The sequence below is a fragment of the Leuconostoc sp. BM2 genome, assembly GCF_002095565.1.
Taxonomy (GTDB): domain Bacteria; phylum Bacillota; class Bacilli; order Lactobacillales; family Lactobacillaceae; genus Leuconostoc; species Leuconostoc falkenbergense.
The window spans coordinates 90,800-110,665 of record NZ_MOWQ01000003.1; the positions used below are offsets into that span (position 1 = coordinate 90,800).

At 38.4% G+C, this 19,866-nt stretch carries 25 protein-coding genes, 1 rRNA gene and 1 riboswitch; of the genes, 6 read left to right on the forward strand and 20 right to left on the reverse strand.

Features of this window, described 5'->3' with window-relative positions; all coding sequences use genetic code 11:
- Positions 1–79: 79 nt before the first annotated feature.
- The 12 genes from BMG01_RS02140 to BMG01_RS02195 form a co-directional block, all read right to left on the reverse strand.
- Entirely contained in the window at positions 80–871 is a 792-nt protein-coding gene (locus BMG01_RS02140) for a metal ABC transporter permease (protein WP_036068027.1), read from the reverse strand.
- Positions 864–1,568: an ATP-binding cassette domain-containing protein gene (locus tag BMG01_RS02145; RefSeq protein WP_036068028.1), complete on the reverse strand. Its 705-nt coding sequence runs from the start codon at positions 1,566–1,568 to the stop codon at positions 864–866. Before BMG01_RS02145 ends, BMG01_RS02140 begins: the two co-directional genes overlap by 8 nt.
- Positions 1,565–2,404 carry a metal ABC transporter solute-binding protein, Zn/Mn family gene (locus tag BMG01_RS02150; RefSeq protein ID WP_036068030.1) on the reverse strand — a complete coding sequence of 280 codons (840 nt, stop codon included), beginning with the start codon at positions 2,402–2,404 and terminating at the stop codon, positions 1,565–1,567. Before BMG01_RS02150 ends, BMG01_RS02145 begins: the two co-directional genes overlap by 4 nt.
- Before the next feature lie 136 nt (positions 2,405–2,540).
- Positions 2,541–2,774: a Veg family protein gene (locus BMG01_RS02155; RefSeq protein WP_010275621.1), complete on the reverse strand. Its 234-nt coding sequence runs from the start codon at positions 2,772–2,774 to the stop codon at positions 2,541–2,543.
- A 104-nt stretch (positions 2,775–2,878) separates the two neighbouring features.
- Positions 2,879–3,766 carry a 16S rRNA (adenine(1518)-N(6)/adenine(1519)-N(6))-dimethyltransferase RsmA gene (gene rsmA / locus BMG01_RS02160; protein WP_036068031.1) on the reverse strand — a complete coding sequence of 296 codons (888 nt, stop codon included), beginning with the start codon at positions 3,764–3,766 and terminating at the stop codon, positions 2,879–2,881.
- The gene (rnmV, locus tag BMG01_RS02165; protein ID WP_036068034.1) at positions 3,750–4,331 is read right to left on the reverse strand and encodes a ribonuclease M5; all 582 of its coding nucleotides are present in this window, start codon (positions 4,329–4,331) and stop codon (positions 3,750–3,752) included. The genes rsmA and rnmV overlap by 17 nt, the downstream gene beginning before the upstream one ends.
- The gene (locus tag BMG01_RS02170) at positions 4,324–5,121 is read right to left on the reverse strand and encodes a TatD family hydrolase (protein ID WP_036068037.1); all 798 of its coding nucleotides are present in this window, start codon (positions 5,119–5,121) and stop codon (positions 4,324–4,326) included. Before BMG01_RS02170 ends, rnmV begins: the two co-directional genes overlap by 8 nt.
- A 79-nt stretch (positions 5,122–5,200) precedes the next feature.
- Positions 5,201–5,605: a transcription antitermination factor NusB gene (gene nusB, locus BMG01_RS02175; protein WP_010275609.1), complete on the reverse strand. Its 405-nt coding sequence runs from the start codon at positions 5,603–5,605 to the stop codon at positions 5,201–5,203.
- Complete coding sequence (locus tag BMG01_RS02180) at positions 5,605–6,054, reverse strand: Asp23/Gls24 family envelope stress response protein (RefSeq protein WP_036068040.1); 450 nt, start codon at positions 6,052–6,054, stop codon at positions 5,605–5,607. The genes nusB and BMG01_RS02180 overlap by 1 nt, the downstream gene beginning before the upstream one ends.
- Before the next feature lie 153 nt (positions 6,055–6,207).
- Positions 6,208–6,768, reverse strand: coding sequence for an elongation factor P (efp, locus tag BMG01_RS02185; protein WP_036068044.1), 561 nt, complete (start codon positions 6,766–6,768; stop codon positions 6,208–6,210).
- 106 nt (positions 6,769–6,874) lie between these two features.
- The gene (locus BMG01_RS02190; protein ID WP_036068046.1) at positions 6,875–7,333 is read right to left on the reverse strand and encodes a MarR family winged helix-turn-helix transcriptional regulator; all 459 of its coding nucleotides are present in this window, start codon (positions 7,331–7,333) and stop codon (positions 6,875–6,877) included.
- A gap of 9 nt (positions 7,334–7,342) precedes the next feature.
- Positions 7,343–7,888 (reverse strand): TIGR00730 family Rossman fold protein, encoded by a 546-nt coding sequence (locus BMG01_RS02195; RefSeq protein WP_036068048.1) that lies wholly within the window; start codon positions 7,886–7,888, stop codon positions 7,343–7,345.
- A 137-nt stretch (positions 7,889–8,025) separates the two neighbouring features.
- On the opposite strand from BMG01_RS02195, the gene BMG01_RS02200 reads away from it, so the two are divergent.
- From BMG01_RS02200 to BMG01_RS02215, 4 genes are all read left to right on the forward strand, one after another.
- Positions 8,026–8,238 (forward strand): DNA-dependent RNA polymerase subunit epsilon, encoded by a 213-nt coding sequence (locus tag BMG01_RS02200; RefSeq protein ID WP_010275590.1) that lies wholly within the window; start codon positions 8,026–8,028, stop codon positions 8,236–8,238.
- Positions 8,238–9,920 carry a ribonuclease J1 gene (gene rnjA / locus BMG01_RS02205; protein ID WP_036068050.1) on the forward strand — a complete coding sequence of 561 codons (1,683 nt, stop codon included), beginning with the start codon at positions 8,238–8,240 and terminating at the stop codon, positions 9,918–9,920. The genes BMG01_RS02200 and rnjA overlap by 1 nt, the downstream gene beginning before the upstream one ends.
- 222 nt (positions 9,921–10,142) lie before the next feature.
- Entirely contained in the window at positions 10,143–11,657 is a 1,515-nt protein-coding gene (gene ppcA, locus BMG01_RS02210) for a phosphoenolpyruvate carboxylase (protein ID WP_036068052.1), read from the forward strand.
- Between the two features lie 98 nt (positions 11,658–11,755).
- Complete coding sequence (locus BMG01_RS02215) at positions 11,756–12,691, forward strand: diacylglycerol kinase family protein (protein WP_036068054.1); 936 nt, start codon at positions 11,756–11,758, stop codon at positions 12,689–12,691.
- Positions 12,692–12,746: 55 nt separating this feature from the next.
- Here BMG01_RS02215 and BMG01_RS02220 read toward each other — a convergent pair whose 3' ends face one another.
- Complete coding sequence (locus BMG01_RS02220; protein ID WP_036068056.1) at positions 12,747–13,679, reverse strand: ADP-ribosylglycohydrolase family protein; 933 nt, start codon at positions 13,677–13,679, stop codon at positions 12,747–12,749.
- A gap of 19 nt (positions 13,680–13,698) precedes the next feature.
- On the reverse strand, positions 13,699–14,856 hold the full coding sequence (gene metK, locus BMG01_RS02225; RefSeq protein ID WP_036068058.1) for a methionine adenosyltransferase: 1,158 nt from the start codon (positions 14,854–14,856) through the stop codon (positions 13,699–13,701).
- 99 nt (positions 14,857–14,955) lie between these two features.
- A riboswitch (SAM riboswitch) is annotated at positions 14,956–15,059 on the reverse strand.
- Between the two features lie 157 nt (positions 15,060–15,216).
- Here metK and BMG01_RS02230 point away from each other — a divergent pair.
- The gene (locus tag BMG01_RS02230) at positions 15,217–16,044 is read left to right on the forward strand and encodes a hypothetical protein (RefSeq protein ID WP_036068061.1); all 828 of its coding nucleotides are present in this window, start codon (positions 15,217–15,219) and stop codon (positions 16,042–16,044) included.
- A gap of 18 nt (positions 16,045–16,062) precedes the next feature.
- Here the strand turns inward: BMG01_RS02230 and miaA are convergent, their stop codons facing one another.
- Both miaA and BMG01_RS02240 read right to left on the reverse strand, forming a co-directional pair.
- Positions 16,063–16,947 carry a tRNA (adenosine(37)-N6)-dimethylallyltransferase MiaA gene (gene miaA, locus BMG01_RS02235; RefSeq protein WP_036068063.1) on the reverse strand — a complete coding sequence of 295 codons (885 nt, stop codon included), beginning with the start codon at positions 16,945–16,947 and terminating at the stop codon, positions 16,063–16,065.
- The gene (locus tag BMG01_RS02240; protein ID WP_143470301.1) at positions 16,940–17,680 is read right to left on the reverse strand and encodes a glycerophosphodiester phosphodiesterase family protein; all 741 of its coding nucleotides are present in this window, start codon (positions 17,678–17,680) and stop codon (positions 16,940–16,942) included. The genes miaA and BMG01_RS02240 overlap by 8 nt, the downstream gene beginning before the upstream one ends.
- 91 nt (positions 17,681–17,771) lie before the next feature.
- Here BMG01_RS02240 and BMG01_RS02245 point away from each other — a divergent pair, with 91 nt between their 5' ends.
- Positions 17,772–17,954: a DUF3042 family protein gene (locus BMG01_RS02245; RefSeq protein ID WP_036068066.1), complete on the forward strand. Its 183-nt coding sequence runs from the start codon at positions 17,772–17,774 to the stop codon at positions 17,952–17,954.
- 29 nt (positions 17,955–17,983) lie between these two features.
- Here the strand turns inward: BMG01_RS02245 and BMG01_RS02250 are convergent, their stop codons facing one another.
- From BMG01_RS02250 to rrf, 4 genes are all read right to left on the reverse strand, one after another.
- Positions 17,984–18,388: a rhodanese-like domain-containing protein gene (locus BMG01_RS02250; RefSeq protein ID WP_036068068.1), complete on the reverse strand. Its 405-nt coding sequence runs from the start codon at positions 18,386–18,388 to the stop codon at positions 17,984–17,986.
- 58 nt (positions 18,389–18,446) lie between these two features.
- Positions 18,447–19,145: an adaptor protein MecA gene (locus tag BMG01_RS02255; protein ID WP_036068070.1), complete on the reverse strand. Its 699-nt coding sequence runs from the start codon at positions 19,143–19,145 to the stop codon at positions 18,447–18,449.
- Between the two features lie 56 nt (positions 19,146–19,201).
- The gene (gene spx / locus BMG01_RS02260) at positions 19,202–19,636 is read right to left on the reverse strand and encodes a transcriptional regulator Spx (protein WP_036068072.1); all 435 of its coding nucleotides are present in this window, start codon (positions 19,634–19,636) and stop codon (positions 19,202–19,204) included.
- Between the two features lie 128 nt (positions 19,637–19,764).
- Positions 19,765–19,866 (reverse strand): 5S ribosomal RNA (gene rrf, locus BMG01_RS02265); the annotation flags it as partial.

Below are 19,866 nucleotides of genomic sequence, written 5' to 3' on the forward strand. Positions count from 1 at the left end.
AGACTAGTCCGTTTCCTCCTTGAATTTTATTAATAATTACCTATAATTATAGCATTGTTTTCCAGTAATAGTTCGGAAATTAAGCCTTCCGTTTAAACTGCCATACAGATCCTAAATAGATCAAGACCTCAATAATTGCGATAAAAAAACTTGTGGGCAGTTCTGTTAGATAGGCGATACTCAAACCCACCCAAGTTCCAAACAACGCAAAAATGATTGCCATTCCCATTAGTTGTACGGTAGTGGTGGCATAGTATTTTGCACTGGCGGCTGGTAAAGTGACCAAAACAAATATTAACAGCGAACCTACCAATTGAGATGAAATACTAACAGACAAAGCAATCATGACAAGAAATACATAACGTACCCCTTGTTGTCGTTGTGTTTGCATGAACATCCCCTGTTCATCAAAAGACAACTGACGTAGTGTTCGGTAATTAAATAACAGTGTTACTAAGACAACCGCAGCCAGCATCAACAATAGATACAAATCACGATGACTAATTCCTAAAACTGAACCAAATAAAATGCCTGTTGCAGCGCTCGATGACGTGTGCCCCAATGCTAGAAATAAAATACCTAAGCCAATCGCTAATGCAGAAATGGCACTTGTCACATTGTCACGTTTAGTATATGTTGACTCCAATGCACCAATAGCAACTGACGAGGCAACTGTTGTTAACATCATGCCTAATAAAGCCGGCCATCCAATCCACAGACCAAAAGCAGCGCCGGCAAATCCAATTTCACTGAGAGAATGGGTTAAAAAAGCGTAATTTCGGGCAACCACAAATGTGCCAATAACACCAGCAACAATACTGACAATTGTACCAGCGACAAAAGCATTCTGCATAAAACTATACTCAAACATAATGAACCTCATTCTCAGGATGTGTAACTGTCATATCAACAGTTAGTTTTTTTAACGCTTGAGCATTTCCTTGCGTTACGCTACCATTAGCAAAAAATAAAAAGCCATCAGCAAAGTCAGCAACTAAATTCAACTCATGTGTGATGAATAAAACAGTTAATCCAGTTTCTTTTTGTAGCCGTACAATTGTTGTCAACAATTGTATCTTGTGTTCATGGTCTAAACTGGCTGTTGATTCATCTAATATCAGTAGTTCTGGCCGCTTAACTAAGGCTTGTGCGACAAATGCTCTTTGCCTTTGCCCACCAGACACCAAACCCAGTCGTTGATCAGCAATATCGACTAAGTCCATCTTTTCCAGTGCGTCATGAATGGCCGATTTTTCTAATTGATTGTTAAATAAATGCCAGCCACGGTTAAAAGCCAGACCAACAAATTCAGCAATACTGAGTGGATAATCTCTCGAAATATCTCTAAACTGTGGTACGAAGCCAATAGCCTGTGTGTTAACTTTCAAATTACCAACATAATTATGATGTTGTCCAATCAGAGTTTTCACAAACGTTGTTTTACCAGCACCGTTTTCGCCCAAAATGGCGTAAAAACTGCCTGCTGGCACATCAACGTTTATTTCAGACGCAATGGCCTTATCGCCATAACGGATTGTTAGTTGGTGTGTATCTATAATTGCATTCATTGTGCAAGCGCCTTTTGTATTAGTCGTAATTGTGATAATTGCCAAGACCAAATATAAGTGTCTTGCGGTAAAACCTGATTAAATGTTACAACGGGTATATTATCTTTTTTTGCTGCTGTGATTAGTCGTTTATCATGACTTGTCTGATCCTGTGTCGCCGTCAATACAAAATCAATTTTTTTGTCGCTCATTTTTTTCTCTAATGACCTTATGGCAGCATCGTCAAGCTTGTCAACATCATTACTTGCAGATTGATAACCCAACTGCGTCATCATTAATTCTTGCGATTGATTAGTAGCTAAATAGGTTACATTTTTATTTTTTTTCAAATTCTGAAATATTGTTGCTAATTTAGCCGTTTTTGTCAAAAGATTTTGCTTATTGGCAACATAACTATTGCGATTACGTGGGTCCATATCACTCAGTTGATCCGTGATCTTGGTCGCCATGTTCAAAGTCGTTTGAGGGCTCAAATAAATATTGCGGTAGCTTTTACCATCAGTAATATAGTCGCTGGCAATCACTAATCTCGCGGATAAGCGCCATTGCTTGGCCCGTGTTAATAGCTGGCTTTCATGAGTATCAGTGATAATCAATTCGGACTTTTTGAATTTTGCTTTTTGCGCTGTGTCAGTGACATTCGAAATCAGCTCGGTTTTGCCATGCTTACCAGCAATAGCCTTTGCAATCTGCTGGTATGCGATATTATCAGTAGTGATTACAACCGGCTTACTATCAGGCACGCTTGTTTCACCAGCCATATTAGCGAACACTAAAAAAATCCCGATTGGAATTAAAAGAATCGTTAAAATAGCATAAATTACTTGTTTGTTCATAGTGATTTATTTCATATTGCAGATGCCTATCATCTGCTGACAATCTGTATTTTTTAGGACGTACTATACTATAATAACACGATTTAAAACAGACAAAAACCATTTGTTGATACAAAAAAAGCCCACAATCGGGCAATTAATCAGCAAATGTAATGTCGATATTTTTTGTTAATATGTCAGTATAGCTATAAGAAGCACGCTCAAAATTAGCATCTTCATCTAATTCAACAACGAATAGTGATGGAAATGTTGATCTTAAAATGCCTGACCGTTCCGTAATTTTTTTTCTACCAGCTTGGGCAACTACGGTTACTTCTTGTCCAACATGTGAATCGAGTTGAACCTTAATCTCTTGCAAACTACTTGGCATTTTTATACCACCTTTCGTGTAAAAGCTTATTTTATTATACTACAAATAACCCTTTTTTGCAAGGATAACTGAATATTTCAGCTTTTTTTAGTATAAATATTCGGCTATTTCACTAATTTTTGTGTGCGTAATGCCAAGTATAGTTCAGTAAAATTAGCTAAATCCAGTCGTTCCGCTCTGATTGAAGGTTCAATATTGGCTTCTAGCAAAGCCTGTTCTAATTTGGTTTTTGTTTCAGCTTCTTTGCCATAAGTTTGCAATAAATTGTTCCACAAACTCTTGCGTCTATGCGAAAAAGTACCTTTAATGACCCCAAAAAGTTGGTTTGGCTGTTCAACAGGTGTGTCAGGAATCGAGGGTGTTAATTTAACAACCGCACTATCAACATTTGGCGCAGGATTAAACGACGTTGCTGGCACTTTAATTGCTAACTGTGCAGTCGCAAAATACTGTATGGTCAAAGTTAAAACGCCATATTCTTTTGTACCTACCTGAGCATTTAAACGATCTGCCACCTCACGTTGCATCATGACCACGATATTATCCCAAGAAATATCCGCTCGCAATAACTGCATCAAAATTGGTGTTGTAATATAGTAAGGTAAATTGGCAACAATTTTCACATCGGCATTTTCACCAAATTCTTCTGCGATTACACGTTTTAAATCTACCTTTAAAATGTCATTTTCAATGACGTGAATATTCTGATATGGCGACAACGTATCCGAAAGAACTGCGACCATTTGAGGATCAATTTCAAATGCAACCACTTTTTTTGCTGATTTAGCTAGTTGTTCTGTTAGGGCCCCGATACCGGGCCCAATTTCAATCACATTGTCCTCAGCTGTAATGTCAGAGGCTGCCACAATACCATGCAATACATTTAGATCAGTCAAAAAATTTTGCCCAAATTTTTTCTTAGCCCTTAATCCATATTCATTTAAAATTGCTTGTGTTCTTGTTGGATTGGCAATATCAATTGTTTTTCCCACTTTGCATTTGTCCTTTCAACACTTCTTCGACCTGTGTACGTTTGATACCAAAGGCATTTAAACGTTTAATCAACTGTTTGCCATTTGTATAACCAATGTGTAGCTTTTCGCCTACCACAACCCGACGTTCACGCGCATTTGGCCCACTTAAAAGGCCTTGTTGCAATAAAAATGATTGATCAATGTCACTTGATACAGTCAAGCGTGGTGTTATGATATGTCGCAAAGCATTTATAATGTCGTCCGGACTAGCATGTTCAATGCCTAATGATTTGTGAGGATTATCATGACTCGCACGAGCTTGATCTTGTGTGATGTATGCTTGTTTAGCCGTTGGAATAGCTTCTGACATAATATGGCGAATCCGCTGTCCATTAAAATCAGGATCGGTAAAAATAATGACGCCTCGCTGTTTGGCAGCTAATTTTGCCCTATCAATTGCATCTTGATTAACGGCACTCCCGCCAGTTTCAATCGTATCAGCAATCACCGCCCGAGCAATGTTTTGCGTATCTGAACGACCTTCAACAATAATAACTTCATTGATGCGTTGTCTATTAATCATGATTTAAAAACAAGCGATGCGCATTTTGACGTGTTAAATCAGATAACGCCTTTGGAGACATGTCTAACGTTTCTGCTAGACTATCAATGACATACTTAACAAAAGCCGGTTCGTTAGTTTTGCCACGATAAGGCGTAGGCGCCAAATAAGGCGCGTCAGTTTCAACTAAAATACGGTCTAATGGTACAACCTTTGCGGCGTCTCGTACTTCTTGAGCTTTTTTAAAGCTAACAACACCACTAAACGAAATTGACATTCCCAGATCAACAAAAGCTAGCGCCTGTTCTGGTGTGCCTGAAAAGCTATGCATCACACCTTTTGTGACACCAGACGCTTTTAGAATTTGATAAACATCCTCAAACGCATCTCGATTATGAATGATAACAGGTAAATCATATTTTTTTGCTAATGCCAAATGCGTCAAAAAAGTTTCTTTCTGAGTTTCATGAGAAGTACTTTCCCAATAATAATCTAAGCCTGTCTCACCAACACCCACGACTTTGTCCTGTTGCAACTGCTCCGCCAACGTAGTGGCTGCTGTCTCGTCAAAGCCATCTGTATCTTCTGGTTGAAATCCTAAAACGGCGTATACATTTTCATGCGACTGCGCAATTGACAAAGCACGTTGATTAGCAACTGCATCATAACCAACAATATTCATTTCCATTACTCGAAATTCGTTTGCCCGCCCAATATAGGCGTCTACATCATGATATAATTTATCATCATTTAAATGTGTATGTGTATCGTAACTATCTGCCGGTGTCTTGGTTGGATCATAAATTGCCATTTTGGCCTCCAAATTATTATTTAAGCTAATACTAAGTATATCATGGTTCTACGTCAATAAAAAAACCGCTTTTTGCGGTTTAATTAGTTGGTGCGAAGTTTTTTAGTACACCATTAACAAACTTACGATCATCATCATCAGCGAACGTCTTAGTTAATTCCACTGCCTCATCGATGGCAACCTTATATGGTGTTGCTTTGATTGAAACTAGTTCATAAATGGCTAAACGTAGTATAACGAGATCAGCTTTGTTGATTCGGTTTATTGCCCAACCATCAGCTAAATGAGCCGAAATTTGCTCATCCAAGTCATTTTTTGATCCCAACACACCATTAATTAATCTTGGCAAATAATCATCAAATGTTTTACCATTCAAAACAATGTCGTATAAATCATCAATTTTGCTGTCTTGCGGATCCTTTTCAAGTGCAAAAAGAATTTGAAATGCAGCTTGGCGAGACTCATGTCGCGTTAAACTTGCCATTAATTAGATACCTCGTCACCAAATAAATTATTGGGATCAATTGCACTGTCCGCTTTTTCTGGTACAATACCGCTGACGTGAACATTGATTCTTTCAACATGCAAATCCGTCATAGATGCAATTTGTGATTTGATAGCATTCTGAATATTCAAAGCAACTTTTGGCACCGCCACGCCATATTGTACGAAAACATAGGCATCAATCACCAATCCATCAGTCGTTTGTTGTAATTCAACACCTTTACCACGCGCATTAGAACCAAAAACGCTTGTAAAGCGATCAGATAATTTACCACGCATCGAATAAACACCGCTAACTTCCTGAGCAGCAATTTGCGCGATAATTTCAACAACTTCAGGTGTTACTTGTGTCGTACCTGACACATCACTTTTAGTTGCTAACAATAAATTTTTATTTGCCGTTTTGCCTTGCTTGATTTCTCTGGCCATAGTTACTCCTCGACAAGCTATTTAAAATAAAAAGTTCCACAAGGGAACTTTCAGGGTTACCGTGTACAGTTGCATTTAATCGTAACGACTGTGTTTTGACTTAATCACTTGCTTAATGCTATCAAAAGACAATTCATTCGAACTAAACTGTAATCACGCGCGGCCCTTATATGAACCGTCTTCAGTATTAACAATAATTGTTTCACCTTCGTTAACGAAGTCAGGAACTGTGATTGTAGCACCAGTTTCAACTGTTGCAGGCTTACCTGAACCGGTAGCAGTTGCACCTTTGATACCTGGTTGTGTTTCAGTAACTTTCAATTGAACAGTTGATGGTAATTCAGCTCCCAAAATTTCGTTACCGTACATTGTGATCTTAACTTCCATACCTTCAAGCAAAAACTTCAAAGCATTAGTCAAATGTTCATCAGGAATGTTCACTTGTTCGTAAGATTCAACATCCATGAACACACGACCGTCATTTTCAGCGTACAAATATGACATTGGACGTGTCGTGATGTCTGCTTGTTCAAACTTATCACCTGGTCGGAATGTCACTTCGTTAACTGCACCAGTACGCAAATTCTTTAACTTTGAACGTACAAAGGCACCACCTTTTCCAGGCTTAACGTGTTGAAAATCCAAAACGCGCCAAATTGAGTTTGAATATTCGATTGTCAAACCCGTCTTTAAGTCATTCATGCCGATTGCCATGATTAGTATCCTCTTTATTCAGTAATATGATTATTATAACAGAAATCCCCTCTTAATAGTAGGGATTTCAAACAAGTAAAAATTTTACCACATTTACATGTTATTTTCAATCTTTTTTGCTATTTAGCTCCGGCTGCACAATCAATGCGTCTAGGCGACGAAGCGTTTTTAAGAATTCTTTTCCTTCAGATATACCAAAAATATCTAACCACTTATTGAAACGTTGGCGAACACTTTGTGCAATAATTGCTTCAACTTCGACGCCTTTAGGCGTTAAGACTAACAGCACACGGCGCCGGTCATCTGGATCTTTTTCTTGGTTTAAATAACCTCGGTCAAACAATGGTTTGAGTTGCCGGGCAATTGCTCCCTTAGTTACACCACGATCTTTAGCGATTTCGGTCATAGTCAAGGGTTCCTCACTTTGGGAAACAGCTGCCATGATTAACCATTGTTCAAATGATGCACCATACGGATTAGCTGGTTGTGAAATTAATTTTTCTAGATTTTTAATTGCTGACATATAAACACTTACAAACTCACTCAATAGATCTGAATTTTTCATTTTATTTCCTCACATGCTGTCAATCATGGCCATCACTTCTTCGAGATTATCGTAAACATGCACCCATTTCATGTCGCTAGTGTTAACAAAATGATCGTCAACCATTTGATCCAACCACTTTTCAAAATAATCATAAAAACCGTTGATATTGTACAAAATAAGTGGCTTGTGGTGCAATCCTAACTTGCCCCAGCTAATAACTTGCGCTAATTCTTCTAATGTACCAAGACCACCTGGTAAAACAACAAATACATCTGAATAATCAATTAGTAGCTGTTTCCGCTCTGTCATTGATTCTACTTCAATCAATTGCGTTATTTTATCTGCATCAATGGCATCCTCAGCCAAATTCCGTGGTGAAATACCTAAAACCTCACCATGATTAGCCATAACACTCGTCGCCAAGGTCCCCATTAGCCCATCTTTTCCGCCACCATATACAAGGTGCAGCCCACGATCGGCTATTTGTTTACCAAGCGCTTGTGTTTGCATCTTAAATTGGGGATTGCTACCGAATTGTGATCCCAAAAAAACGCCAATTGTCTTTATCGTCATTTGTTTATCCCTTACACCAATTTACCAATTATAGTATTAATAATCAAGTGAAGTATCTTAAAATCAGTCCATGTGGTAAACTAGTAGTTAAGGTTTTCGTTCGTGACAAATTAAAATACTATTTTTTGGAGGCATTTATGATTTTTAAAGTTTACTATCAAGAACACCCTGAGCGCAATCCAAAGCGCGAAACAACACAGTCACTGTATTTAGAGGCTGAAAGTTTACCTCAAGCGCGTGAGTTAATTGAGGAAAACACGCAATACAACGTGGAGTATATCGAAGAATTGTCAGATAAGGCTGTAACATACGAAAAGGCCTACCCTCACTTCGAAATCACAACATTCTAATGACATATTCAGTAGATATTAAACCTAATGAAGTCGCAGTTTATGCGCTAGGCGGTTTAGGCGAAATCGGTAAAAATACGTACGGTATTGAGTATCAAGATGAAATCATTGTCGTCGACGCAGGCATTAAGTTCCCCGAAGACGAATTACTTGGTATCGACTATGTTATCCCAGACTATACTTACCTAGTGGATAATATCGATCGCGTTAAGGCACTGGTAATCACTCACGGACACGAAGACCATATCGGTGCTATCGCCTACTTTTTACAAGCTGTTAATGTACCAGTTTATGCTGGCCCATTAGCCATGGCACTCATCAAAAACAAACTCGAAGAGAAACAACTACTTAACCGTGTCGAGTTACACGAAATTACCGATGGTTCCGTATTAGAATTTGATAAAATGAGTGTCGAATTTTTCCGAACAACTCACTCAATTCCCGATGTGTTTGGTGTTGCGGTGCACACACCAGTTGGCACAATTGTGGAAACTGGTGACTTTAAATTTGATCTCACCCCAACTACTAAGCAGCCACCTAACCTTTGGTCAATGGCACGCATTGGTGAAAATGGTGTTTTGCTCATGATGAGTGACTCAACCAATGCTGAGCGTCCAGAATGGACAAAATCAGAAGCTTGGGTAGCAAAGTCTGTTAATCGTATTTTTGACAAAATTGAACATGGTCGTATTATCTTTGCTACTTTTGCCTCAAATATGAATCGTGTACGAATGGCAACAGATGCCGCTATTGCGCGTGGTCGCAAAATTGCAGTATTTGGTCGTTCTATGGAATCTGCCGTGACAAACGGCCGTGCACTGGGTTATCTCAATATTCCTGATGACATGCTCGTTGAGCAATCAGACATTAAACATATTCCTGATGACGAACTTTTGATTTTATCAACTGGTTCTCAAGGTGAACCAATGGCTGCATTAGCGCGAATTGCTGAAGGTACTCATAAACAAATTCGCCTGAAGCCTAAAGATAATGTCATATTTTCATCGTCACCCATTCCTGGTAATACCGCTTCTGTCAACGCTGTTATTAATAAATTAGAAGAAGGTGGCGCAAATGTTATTTATGGTAAAGTCAATAACATTCACACTTCTGGTCACGGTGGTCAAGAAGAAGAAAAGTTGATGCTAGCACTAATGAAGCCCAAGTTTTTCATGCCTGTTCACGGTGAATATCGTATGTTAAAAGTTCACGCTTCTTTAGCGCATGAATTAGATATTCCCGATGATCACACTTTCATCCTTGAAAACGGTGACGTTCTGGCATTAGATGGCGAAAATGCCCGTGTTGCAGGTCATTTTCCAGGTGAGGATACCTATATTGATGGATCTGGAATCGGTGATATTGGGTCGGTTGTCTTACATGATCGTCAAAAGCTATCACAAGATGGGTTAGTCGTCGTCACTGCAACCATCAATCTCAGCAAAAAGGAAATCCTTTCCGGTCCAGATATTTTATCACGTGGGTTCGTTTATATGCGTGAATCTGGCGACTTAATCAATGAAGGTCGTCGTGTTATTTTCGGTACAATTCGTCGTGTAATGAACAATGCCAACGCAAGTGAATCAGATATTCGTCAAGCTGTTATTGATGAATTATCACGCTTTTTGTACAAAGAGACTGCTCGAAAGCCAATGATTTTACCTATGTTAATTATGATGTAATAAAAACCACTAAATTTTAATAATTTGGTGGTTTTTGACTGTTTTTTTGAATATTATTGTTATTATTTTGTGCCCAACTCCAAACATTATGTGTCCCATCATAACAAAATACAGACATTACAAAAACAAATACGTAATTATTCGGAAAAAAACTAGCATATTCTCAAAACACCTAGAACGCAATATGTTACAATACTGTAAGTAAAACATTAAGGAGCTATCATGACAACACGTAAAATTCCTACAATCATGGGTACACAGCATCCCGATAACGCTAATGCACCTTTCTGGGACAGTTCTCAGCAACCATTCATCAGCGCTTATCGTGAGACCAGCGAAGCATTTGAAAACTTTAGTGAATTAAATGTTGACGAATATATGTGGGATTGGGAAGGTAAACATGCCGATGCCGCAGTCATTGATCGCTTATTCAGCTCAGAGTATGACTATTTCAAGGAAAATCAAATTGGACGAGACAAGTTTTTAACATTCCGATTTCCAAATATTTGGGAAGAAAAAGGTTACAACTTGATGCAAGCAATGACCGCCTTTTTGAGTTCCGAAGATTTTGCACATGATCTTGGCTTCACCCGGCCTTTATTTGAAGCCATCTTGCCAATGGCACAGCGTGCAGACCAAATTTTAAAAATGCAACTTTTATTTGAAAAATTAGCAAATTTCAAAACAGCAGAGTTCACGCGTTCAGATAAAAACACACCTTATATCGAAATGATTCCGTTATTTGAAGATTTTGATACGCAATTACATGCACCGGAAATTTTAAAAGAATACTTAACACTCCATGAAGAACATTTTGGTTTCCGACCAAAGTATTTACGTGTGTTCTTGGCAGGATCTGATTCAGCCTTGACTGCCGGATTTATGAGTTCGATTACAGGTAACAAATTAGCAATTGCAAGATTACATGAATTTGCTGAGCAAGAAAACATTGAAATCTATCCTATTTCTGGAACAGGATCGGCTATTTTTAGAGGTGGTCTATCACCACGTCGTATTGATCGCTATGTCAAAGAATTTCCCGGTGTCAGAACAGCGACAGTCCAATCAGCTTTCCGTTATGATTTTCCATTGGAGGATGTCCAATCCGCCATTGCCAAATTAAAAGCAGAACTACCAGTTGCCGAACCACTCAAAATTAACCCTGAAGACCAAAAAATATTAGCCGAAGTTGCTGAAATTTCAGCTAAATATTATTCAAATACGCTAGATAACTTAGTGCCAAGTATGCAACCAATTTTCAAGGCGTTTCCAAAGCGTCGTGATCGTCGTCAACACGTTGGTGTTCTTGGCTACTCGCGTTCTGTTGATGGTATCGAATTGCCTCGGGCAATTAACTTCACAGGTGCGTTCTATTCTGTTGGTGTTCCCCCTGAATTTATTGGTTTCGGGCGTGCCCTGAAACAGCTTAATGCTGACCATCTTGGTGTTTTTGTGAGACATTATCCAAGTATGAAGCAGGACTTCCGAGAATTGGCTCGTTATGTCAACATGGATGCCCTACAAATCTTAAAAACTCAGAGTCCAGCTTGGGCTGAAGTGGAAGAAGATATTTTGATTTTGCAAGATATCTTTGGTTTCGAACTCCAACCGCTAACTAGAGAAGAAAAACAGCATGCAGAAATTGCGCTACAAGTTGTGCAAATTAAGGACGGTGCACCAATTGCCGTAACAGCACTCATTAATCGCATGGCCCAATTACGCCATTTTCTTGGTTAAAAAACATCCTAAAAACCGTACTTATCGTTTGATAAATAGCCTTAACGGGCTTTTTTTGTTACAATAAAATTAATTTGTTTGAAAGTTTGAGCGTGTCAATGCCACAATTCTATGTTATTAACAATCCTCTTGCTGGCAGTGGACGCCACCAAGAAACAATCTCAACAATTAAATCTCAACTAACCTTTGTCTCATGGCAAGACACGACTTTTGCAGGACAAGCAACCCGTATTGCAAAAAAATTAGCTAAGGATTTGCCTGATATTCCTTCAGACAATGTCATATTGGCGATTGGTGGTGACGGTACATTAAATGAAGTCCTCAACGGATTACTCAAATTTAAACGACGAAACCCACTGCCCATTGCTTATCTACCCAATGGATCTGGCAATGACTTTGCTCGTGCGGCACAATTAGGTGATGCCAATGAATCTTTGTCACGACTAGCAAAAATTAGATCCTCACAATTACTGACGGTCGGCAAAATTGTTGGTGATGCACCAAAAAAGCAAACAAGGTATTTTGTCAATAATTTAGGCATTGGTTTCGATGCAGCAGTCGTCTCACAAACCAATCATGATAAATGGAAAGCCCGTCTCAACAAAATTGGTTTAGGTTCATTGAGCTATCTTTTTTCTGTTCTCAAGGTATTTACAAATCAAAAGAGTTTTCCTGTTACGATTAATTCAGGAGATGACTACCTCAATTTTCCGCGTGTTTTTTTGCTGACACTAACTAACCACGCTTATTTTGGTGGTGGTATCGCAATTTTGCCTGAAGCTAAGCTCACAACCTTTGGATTAGATTTGGTTATCGCAGAGAAAATGAGTTTTGCTGAGTTTGTAGCAATGTTTCTTGCTTTAAAAAGAAATGGCAGACATCTCAAATTCAAAAAGGTTCATCATATCAAAATGTCACAAAATGCTTCTATTCATGTCCGTGACATTCAACCCGGCCAAGTTGACGGTGAGGAATTAGGCAATGGTAGCTACGATTTTCAATTAAAATTTGAACATTATCCATTTTGGATTTGAATAAAAAAATTCCAAGTCAATGAGATGTCATCTCACGACTTGGAATTTTTACATATCAATTAAAACGAGCGGAGCGCTCAGCTTGTGACACAATCGTCGCCAATAAACGGCGTGCTACGAATTTTTGACTGAGGTTGATTACCATTTCATCACGATAGTAAACAGCTGCCATGGCAGCAACTAAGGTTGGAACTACACTATTAGCATGACCATGAACCAATGAGTTTTTGATCGCTTCAGTATAGTTGTGACTATTCAGCAAACTCCAAATGACTGCCTCTAAGGTAGAAGCGGCTTTGCCATCTAATACTATTTTTTCGGCCGGAATATTTCTAAAATCCGGCAAATTAAGCTCATCAAACGCAGAAAGTTCAGCAACAAACACTTGGTGCCTTGAGTAATACTCAAACCCAAAAGCTAACCCATTTTCAACAGCATCTGATAAATTATTGCCGTCTAAAATTTGGCTCAGGATTAGGCTCATCATACCCACTGTCACTAAGGCGCCCTCATCATTGTGCGTTAAACCGGCAATACGATGAAGTAGCATCATCGCTGTTTCATCATTAACAAAAGAAGTGCCATATTGGTGATGCAAGTAAAGTGCCACCGGCAACATACGTGCCAAAATGTTATCACTATCTGCTGCATCATCTGATACACCGGCAGATAGCATATCACGATTTTTTATATAATTATCTAATGCTTTTTTTGTGACGTCATCAACGGTTTGGTGTGTCCCCACAGGCGCATACTGCCGTATTTGGTACCAGTTCTGTAAGTGAGCCATAACATCTGCCAACTGATAGCCTCTTGTTAAACTGGCCGTTGTTGCTAATGATAAGCTGACCTGTGTTCCCCACTCCAACTGTTTATCAAATTGTTGATCTAACACCTTATCTTGATCATTAGCAGGCAAAGACGCGATACTTTCACCAATAGCCATGCCAAATATCAAAAATTGAATTGTTGATTGTTTTTTACCCATACAATCATTTTAACATGAATTAGAGCAAGCTTTTAATTTCTTCAACTTTATCCAAAGCTTCCCAAGGTAAATCAATATCCGTTCTACCAAAATGACCAAAAGCAGCAGTTTGCTTATAAATAGGACGACGTAAATCTAAGTGATTAATAATTGCTAATGGTCTGAAATCAAATAATTGTGTGATAATTTCAGTAATTTTATTGTCACTAATTTTAGCAGTGCCAAATGTTTCAACATTAAGTGAAACAGGTTCAGCTACACCAATTGCATATGCAACTTGTAATTCAAGTCGATCAGCTACACCTGCGGCAACCATGTTTTTAGCCACATAGCGGGCAAAATAAGCGGCCGAGCGATCCACTTTTGTCGCATCTTTTCCAGAAAAAGCACCACCACCATGGTGCGCCGCACCACCATATGTGTCAACAATAATTTTACGACCTGTTAACCCAGAATCAGCTTGCGGTCCACCCAAAACAAATCGACCTGATGGATTGATATAATATTTTGTCTGATCATCAACTAATTCTTGTGGCAAAACCTTATCGATTACCAACTCACGGACATCTTTACGAAGCGTCTCAAGTGATACTGCGTCATTGTGTTGTGTCGATATAACCACTGCAGCAATCCGTTGCACTTGGTTGTCATCATTTAATTCAACAGTTACTTCACCTTTCGCATCTGGACGGAGGTAACTTAGCTGATTAGATTCGCGTACATCACGAATACGACGCATTAAACGATGTGACAATGCCAAAGTCAATGGCAAATAACTATCTGTTTCATTAGTCGCATAGCCAAACACCATGCCTTGATCGCCAGCGCCTAATTGCTCGGGATCATCATCAGCATTATTTACTGCCTGCGCAATATCAGATGATTGCTCAACAATCTTATTTGAAACATTAACAGAATCTGCTGTAAAACCTAATTCTGCTTTATCATAACCGATTTCTCTAATTGTGTCTGTGGCAATTTGGCGAATATTAACATATGCGTTAGTAGATAGTTCCCCAAAAATTGATACATCTCCCGTTGATGTTGTCACCTCGACAGCTGATCGTGCATAAGGATCCTGCGCCAAAACAGCGTCCAAAATTGCATCCGCAATTTGATCTGCAATTTTATCAGGATGTCCAGCTGAGACAGACTCTGAAGTGAAAAATTTTGTCATTGATATTCTCCTGCGTAAGGTCGCCACCAGTTTTGCAAAATAAAAAGCTAAAGCCGAAATTAAAAAGCGCGCTCGACATCGTCGAACACGCTAACGTGACGACTATCTGTACAGAATTACCACCGTACACTGCAAATTGTTAAATTTACCGCCGGTTGGTGCAGGGTCAAAGTGCTGTATCACTCGCCTGCTCTTGATAGCTGTTTTAAATTGTACTGATAATTGTAACAAACTTCCTTGTATAATTCAACCGACTTATAGGTTATTTACGTGTGCTTTCGGATTAGTTGGCTGATAATGATACAATTCTGTCATAAAAACGATACGTCATTTGTCCATTTTTACGGTACAATATTAGCTATGGATCAAGACTACTACCAACAACAAAATCTATCTCAACGAATGCCAGATGGCACCATTTTACCACGACGTTTGAGCACAGATGCCAGAGACAAGAGAAGCCTCGAAAACTTTTCACCGGCAAAATTGAAAGATTGGCGTTTTTGGGTCCCTCTGATTGTGATTGTTATCTCCCTCAACCTCGTTTGGTGGCGCTTACCGCTAATGCATACGCAAGACCTTGAGGGAGACTTAACGTGGGCATTAGCACCTTTATTTGGCTACACAATCACAATAGCTATTGGCATAGCTCTCATGATGACACAAAATTTTCGTAGTTTGTTAAGCTATTTATTTTTTGCTTTCAGTATTTTATTCACATTTAACTCACTTATTCAAGCACGTCACGAAATTTGGTTATTATTACTCATCTTAGTTGCTTTTTTTATTGGAGTCCAACAGTTGTGGCTGGGTTTACAAAATATTTTGGGATTAATTTTGCTGAGTGTCTTGGCCACTTTTACCATTCCAATTGCTATTTTTTACAGTGAAAATAATTATTTAACGCAGAAGTTTATTATTCAATTATTACCGATGTTTTTTGCCTTTTTCTTTTACTTCACCCCAATCATTATGCCAAATCCAGATGGCAGAAAACTTAGTTTGTTGTCAATTGGCCTCTTTTGGGCTGCTTTGCTAAGTCACCATGTTGGTGCTACGACGATTGTTATTTTTATACTTAGCATGTTTGCTTTCGTTTTACAGTTTGTTAAAGCGCGTATTGGCAACTGGCAAAATATGATTTACGTTTTCCTACTAGCGCTTTCAATACTATTAGTTTATCAATGAAAAATGATTCACAGCTGTCTATAACCAGTTGCGAATCATTTTTTTTAAGTCAGGTGTGGCAGTTTCACCTTTTATCCAAATTAATCCCGGTAATTGATGGCGTAAATAGGTTAATTGCCTTTTAGCATACCGTCTGGAATCTTGCTGTAATTGTTTTACGGCTTCGTCAAGTTTTTCCTCACCGTTTAGGTAACCAAAAAACTCCTTGTACCCAATGGCCTTCCCTGCCTGCAAAGTCTCTCCACCGGCGTTTAAAACCGCTTGTGCTTCATTTAAAACACCTTCACTTACCATATTAGTGACACGTTGGTTAATTCGCTGATACAATGTCTCGCGTGGCCAATCTAATCCAACAATCAGCGCATCATATGTCGGCCGCTTTACTGTTGTCTGTTGTTTATGTCCTTGATGTGCTATTTGAATTGCGCGAATCACACGTTGCCTATTATTCAAATCAACGCGTTTAGCAAGAACATCATCTATTTCTGTTAATTCATCAACTAATTGTGGTAGTGTTTTGTTGGCTAATTCAGATGACAAATTAGGATCATTGGGACTGTATTCCAATGCTTGTAACCCAAGCAATGCTTTCAGATAAAAACCAGTACCACCAACAATGATTGGTAACTTACCACGATTGCTAATATCTTCTATGATTTCGTCCGCTAGGGCAACAAATTCAGCTACGGAAAAATTATCTGTCATATTCACGACATCAATGAGATGATGTGGCATTTTTTCTTGTTCGTGAACAGTTGGTTTAGCAGTTCCTACATCCAAGCCACGATAAATTTGCATTGAATCCGCTGACACTATTTCACCATGAAATTGCTCTGCTATCTGAATTGCCACGCCTGTCTTGCCTGAAGCAGTGGGGCCGGTAATGACTATTATTTTATTCATGCTCTTGTATTTCCTTACGCATTTTAACTGCCAAGGCCACTTGGTTAGTAATAATTCCCGGAATATTAGCCTCAAAAACACGTCTCATATCACTTTCTTTATCCACAGTCCAAGGTCGGATGTGCGCATTTTTTCGCCAAAAAAAAGCGGGTTTCCTATTTAGTATTCTAATGTCAGGATGAATGTAATCAAAAACCCCACGAAATTTTAACCATAAAACTTTAGGCGTCACCCAAAATACAAGTGCCGCTATTTCGGCATCAGGTTTTAGTTTTCTAATTATTTTCAATGATTCCAAATTAAAACTCTGATAGATAATAGGATAATTCGGCTTGAAAATTTCGACCATATCTAAAATTTCGGATTCAATGCCAGGATACGTCACATGATCTGTTTTAACTTCTAGTAACAATGTTTGATTAAATTGTTGTTCTTTCAAGAAAGTCAAAAACTCAAATAAAGTTGGCACAGTTACATTTGACATTTTGGGTTCTTTATAACTACCAGCATCTAGCGCCTTAATTTCGGCTAATGTCAAATCCTTGACATAACCTGTTCCATTAGTTGTTCTGTCTACCTTCTCATCATGAATAATCACTAATTTACCATCCAGCGTTCTATGAACATCCATTTCAAGCATATCAGGGTGAAAAGCTAAGGCTGCCTCAAAGGCAGGGAGTGTATTTTCGGGTGCGACTAGACGATAGCCACGATGTGCAATAATTTCTGTCATCATTTATCCAATCTTTTTTATTTACAAATTAAAGAAAATAGTCGATAATAGTATTTAAGAAGTCTTAAGAATTTAAGGAAGTGTTTAGAATATGAAATCATTTAGATTAGGTGTTATTGTTGGCGTAATTGGTTCTGCCATCGTTGCCGCAGGTACAGCATTGGGATATCGTCAAACTGTGATTAAGCCACAGGAGAAAGCGGAAGAGACATATAATCAAGTGTCAAAAGCTGCTATTCGTCGTAGCGTTGCTGCGCATCAATCACGTTACTAAAAAGAACCGCGCTTAGCAAGCGGTTCTTTTTATTTCGTCTTTTTTCCCTCATAACGGCTAAAGCCACCACGTAGTATGAAGATTTTTTCCTTATCATAGCCCTGTTTTTTTAGTGACTTGGCAACACGAACCACATTTCGCAAATTATCGTCATAAAGAAAAATATCACGATCCTGCCGTAAGCCGGATTTACCCTGCAAAAAATTCATGGCACTGATATTGCGCGCACCCATAATATGAGAGCGCTTATACGGCTCGCTCTCACGAACATCAATTATTTGACCGTTGTCCGCATCAATTTTAGCAGCAAAGTCTTCCGGCTTTAAAAGTTTGCCATTTTGTTTGGCTGACACAAATACCCAAAACCATCCACCAAATGCAAACAAAATCCATAACACAACAACGGTTGCCATCATCATTAAAATATTCGTCATAATACTTCCTCTAAATCAATCTTATACTATTGTATCAAAAAAAGGCGCAAGCGCCTAATTAAAATAACTGATTTAATTGATCTACAGCATTCTTTACCATGACTGGTTCACCATGTTCTTTAAGCACGTCATTATTAACATCACTTAAATTACCATATTCAAAGACAATTGCCAATTTATCTTTCAGTTCTTCCCAGCTAAAGTCATCGTTTTTAGGCGTTAATTGTAAGAAAAAGGTGTTATCATATCGGTACAGATCTGATATGAAATTTTTAGCGTCAAAAGTTTTGGCAATTGCAATAGCTGATTCAAAACTAAATAATTTAATCGTAATTGTTTTCTCAAAGCTGTTAGAACTTTTTGTAACCGATTTTTTGGGTATCACTGGGTGTTTAACACTTCCGTCGTCAGATTGACGCAATTCAGTGCGACGCTCATCTGAAATATCATCAATGTCTGAATTTTTCTTATTTGCAAAATCCATAATGTTATTAAGAATATCACCAACTTGATTTTCGGAATCTAATCTGGAAATAAATAGTTCCAGTCCATTACGATTGGGTAATATCTGAAATGAAACTTGATCATCATCATCAAAATCATGCTCTGTATCAACTTCAGAAAGAATGTTGTAAAAGAAGGACTCGATTTTATCATGATTGCCAAGCAATTCCATTACAGAAATACCACGATCTTCAAGATCAGAATTATTGATCATTACACGAATTGTGTTTTCATTGATACGCTCTCGTTCCATATTCACACTACCTTTCTAATTAAAATTTTAAATAATAGTTTTAAGGAAAATAGACATTAACTCTCCTCAACAACTAAATCTTTTGCTGCTTCTTCAAAATCCGCTTTGTAGGTTGCACGAAAAAGTTCACGTTGACGAACGTCTCGAGGCAAGAAACGGCGAATCTCATCTTCATTATAGCCTACTTGTATCCTTCGGTCATCCATAATTATTGGTCTTTTCAAAAGTGAAGGGTATGCCACAATTAAATCAATTAATGTATTAATTGATATATCATCCAAATTAACCGCTAATTTTGAAAAAATTTTGGATCTGGTCGAAATTAATTCTTCAGTACCATCTTCAGTCAAACGAAGCATTTCTTTCACCTCATTAGCATTAATGGGGTTTTTGTTCAGGTTTCTCTCAATATAGGGAATATTGTGATCTTCTAACCATTGCTTAGCTTTTCTGCAAGAGGTGCAACTAGGCGATGAAAAAAGTGTAACCATACATCGTTGCCCTCAAAATTCATAAGATACATCCATTATACCGTATTTACTTACTAAAGTACATTGACTATAGTATAGCAAAAAGAGCAATCAAATTAAATTGACTGCTCTCGTTCTTCTTATGTACGGCACCGCATCGTCCTATCCTCGCAGGAAGCGATCCTCCAACTACTTTCGGCGCTATAGAGCTTAACTTCTGTGTTCGGTATGGGAACAGGTGTGTCCTCTAT

Bases quoted from the DNA above. Each gene is read 5' to 3' on its own strand.
- BMG01_RS02140 (WP_036068027.1), bottom strand. From the start codon at position 871: ATGTTTGAGTATAGTTTTATGCAGAATGCTTTTGTCGCTGGTACAATT.
- BMG01_RS02145 (WP_036068028.1), bottom strand. From the start codon at position 1,568: ATGAATGCAATTATAGATACACACCAACTAACAATCCGTTATGGCGAT.
- BMG01_RS02150 (WP_036068030.1), bottom strand. From the start codon at position 2,404: ATGAACAAACAAGTAATTTATGCTATTTTAACGATTCTTTTAATTCCA.
- BMG01_RS02155 (WP_010275621.1), bottom strand. From the start codon at position 2,774: ATGCCAAGTAGTTTGCAAGAGATTAAGGTTCAACTCGATTCACATGTT.
- rnmV (WP_036068034.1), bottom strand. From the start codon at position 4,331: ATGATTAATAGACAACGCATCAATGAAGTTATTATTGTTGAAGGTCGT.
- BMG01_RS02170 (WP_036068037.1), bottom strand. From the start codon at position 5,121: ATGGCAATTTATGATCCAACCAAGACACCGGCAGATAGTTACGATACA.
- nusB (WP_010275609.1), bottom strand. From the start codon at position 5,605: ATGGCAAGTTTAACGCGACATGAGTCTCGCCAAGCTGCATTTCAAATT.
- BMG01_RS02180 (WP_036068040.1), bottom strand. From the start codon at position 6,054: ATGGCCAGAGAAATCAAGCAAGGCAAAACGGCAAATAAAAATTTATTG.
- efp (WP_036068044.1), bottom strand. From the start codon at position 6,768: ATGGCAATCGGCATGAATGACTTAAAGACGGGTTTGACAATCGAATAT.
- BMG01_RS02190 (WP_036068046.1), bottom strand. From the start codon at position 7,333: ATGAAAAATTCAGATCTATTGAGTGAGTTTGTAAGTGTTTATATGTCA.
- BMG01_RS02195 (WP_036068048.1), bottom strand. From the start codon at position 7,888: ATGACGATAAAGACAATTGGCGTTTTTTTGGGATCACAATTCGGTAGC.
- BMG01_RS02200 (WP_010275590.1), top strand. From the start codon at position 8,026: ATGATTTTTAAAGTTTACTATCAAGAACACCCTGAGCGCAATCCAAAG.
- rnjA (WP_036068050.1), top strand. From the start codon at position 8,238: ATGACATATTCAGTAGATATTAAACCTAATGAAGTCGCAGTTTATGCG.
- ppcA (WP_036068052.1), top strand. From the start codon at position 10,143: ATGACAACACGTAAAATTCCTACAATCATGGGTACACAGCATCCCGAT.
- BMG01_RS02215 (WP_036068054.1), top strand. From the start codon at position 11,756: ATGCCACAATTCTATGTTATTAACAATCCTCTTGCTGGCAGTGGACGC.
- BMG01_RS02220 (WP_036068056.1), bottom strand. From the start codon at position 13,679: ATGGGTAAAAAACAATCAACAATTCAATTTTTGATATTTGGCATGGCT.
- metK (WP_036068058.1), bottom strand. From the start codon at position 14,856: ATGACAAAATTTTTCACTTCAGAGTCTGTCTCAGCTGGACATCCTGAT.
- BMG01_RS02230 (WP_036068061.1), top strand. From the start codon at position 15,217: ATGGATCAAGACTACTACCAACAACAAAATCTATCTCAACGAATGCCA.
- miaA (WP_036068063.1), bottom strand. From the start codon at position 16,947: ATGAATAAAATAATAGTCATTACCGGCCCCACTGCTTCAGGCAAGACA.
- BMG01_RS02240 (WP_143470301.1), bottom strand. From the start codon at position 17,680: ATGACAGAAATTATTGCACATCGTGGCTATCGTCTAGTCGCACCCGAA.
- BMG01_RS02245 (WP_036068066.1), top strand. From the start codon at position 17,772: ATGAAATCATTTAGATTAGGTGTTATTGTTGGCGTAATTGGTTCTGCC.
- BMG01_RS02250 (WP_036068068.1), bottom strand. From the start codon at position 18,388: ATGACGAATATTTTAATGATGATGGCAACCGTTGTTGTGTTATGGATT.
- BMG01_RS02255 (WP_036068070.1), bottom strand. From the start codon at position 19,145: ATGGAACGAGAGCGTATCAATGAAAACACAATTCGTGTAATGATCAAT.
- spx (WP_036068072.1), bottom strand. From the start codon at position 19,636: ATGGTTACACTTTTTTCATCGCCTAGTTGCACCTCTTGCAGAAAAGCT.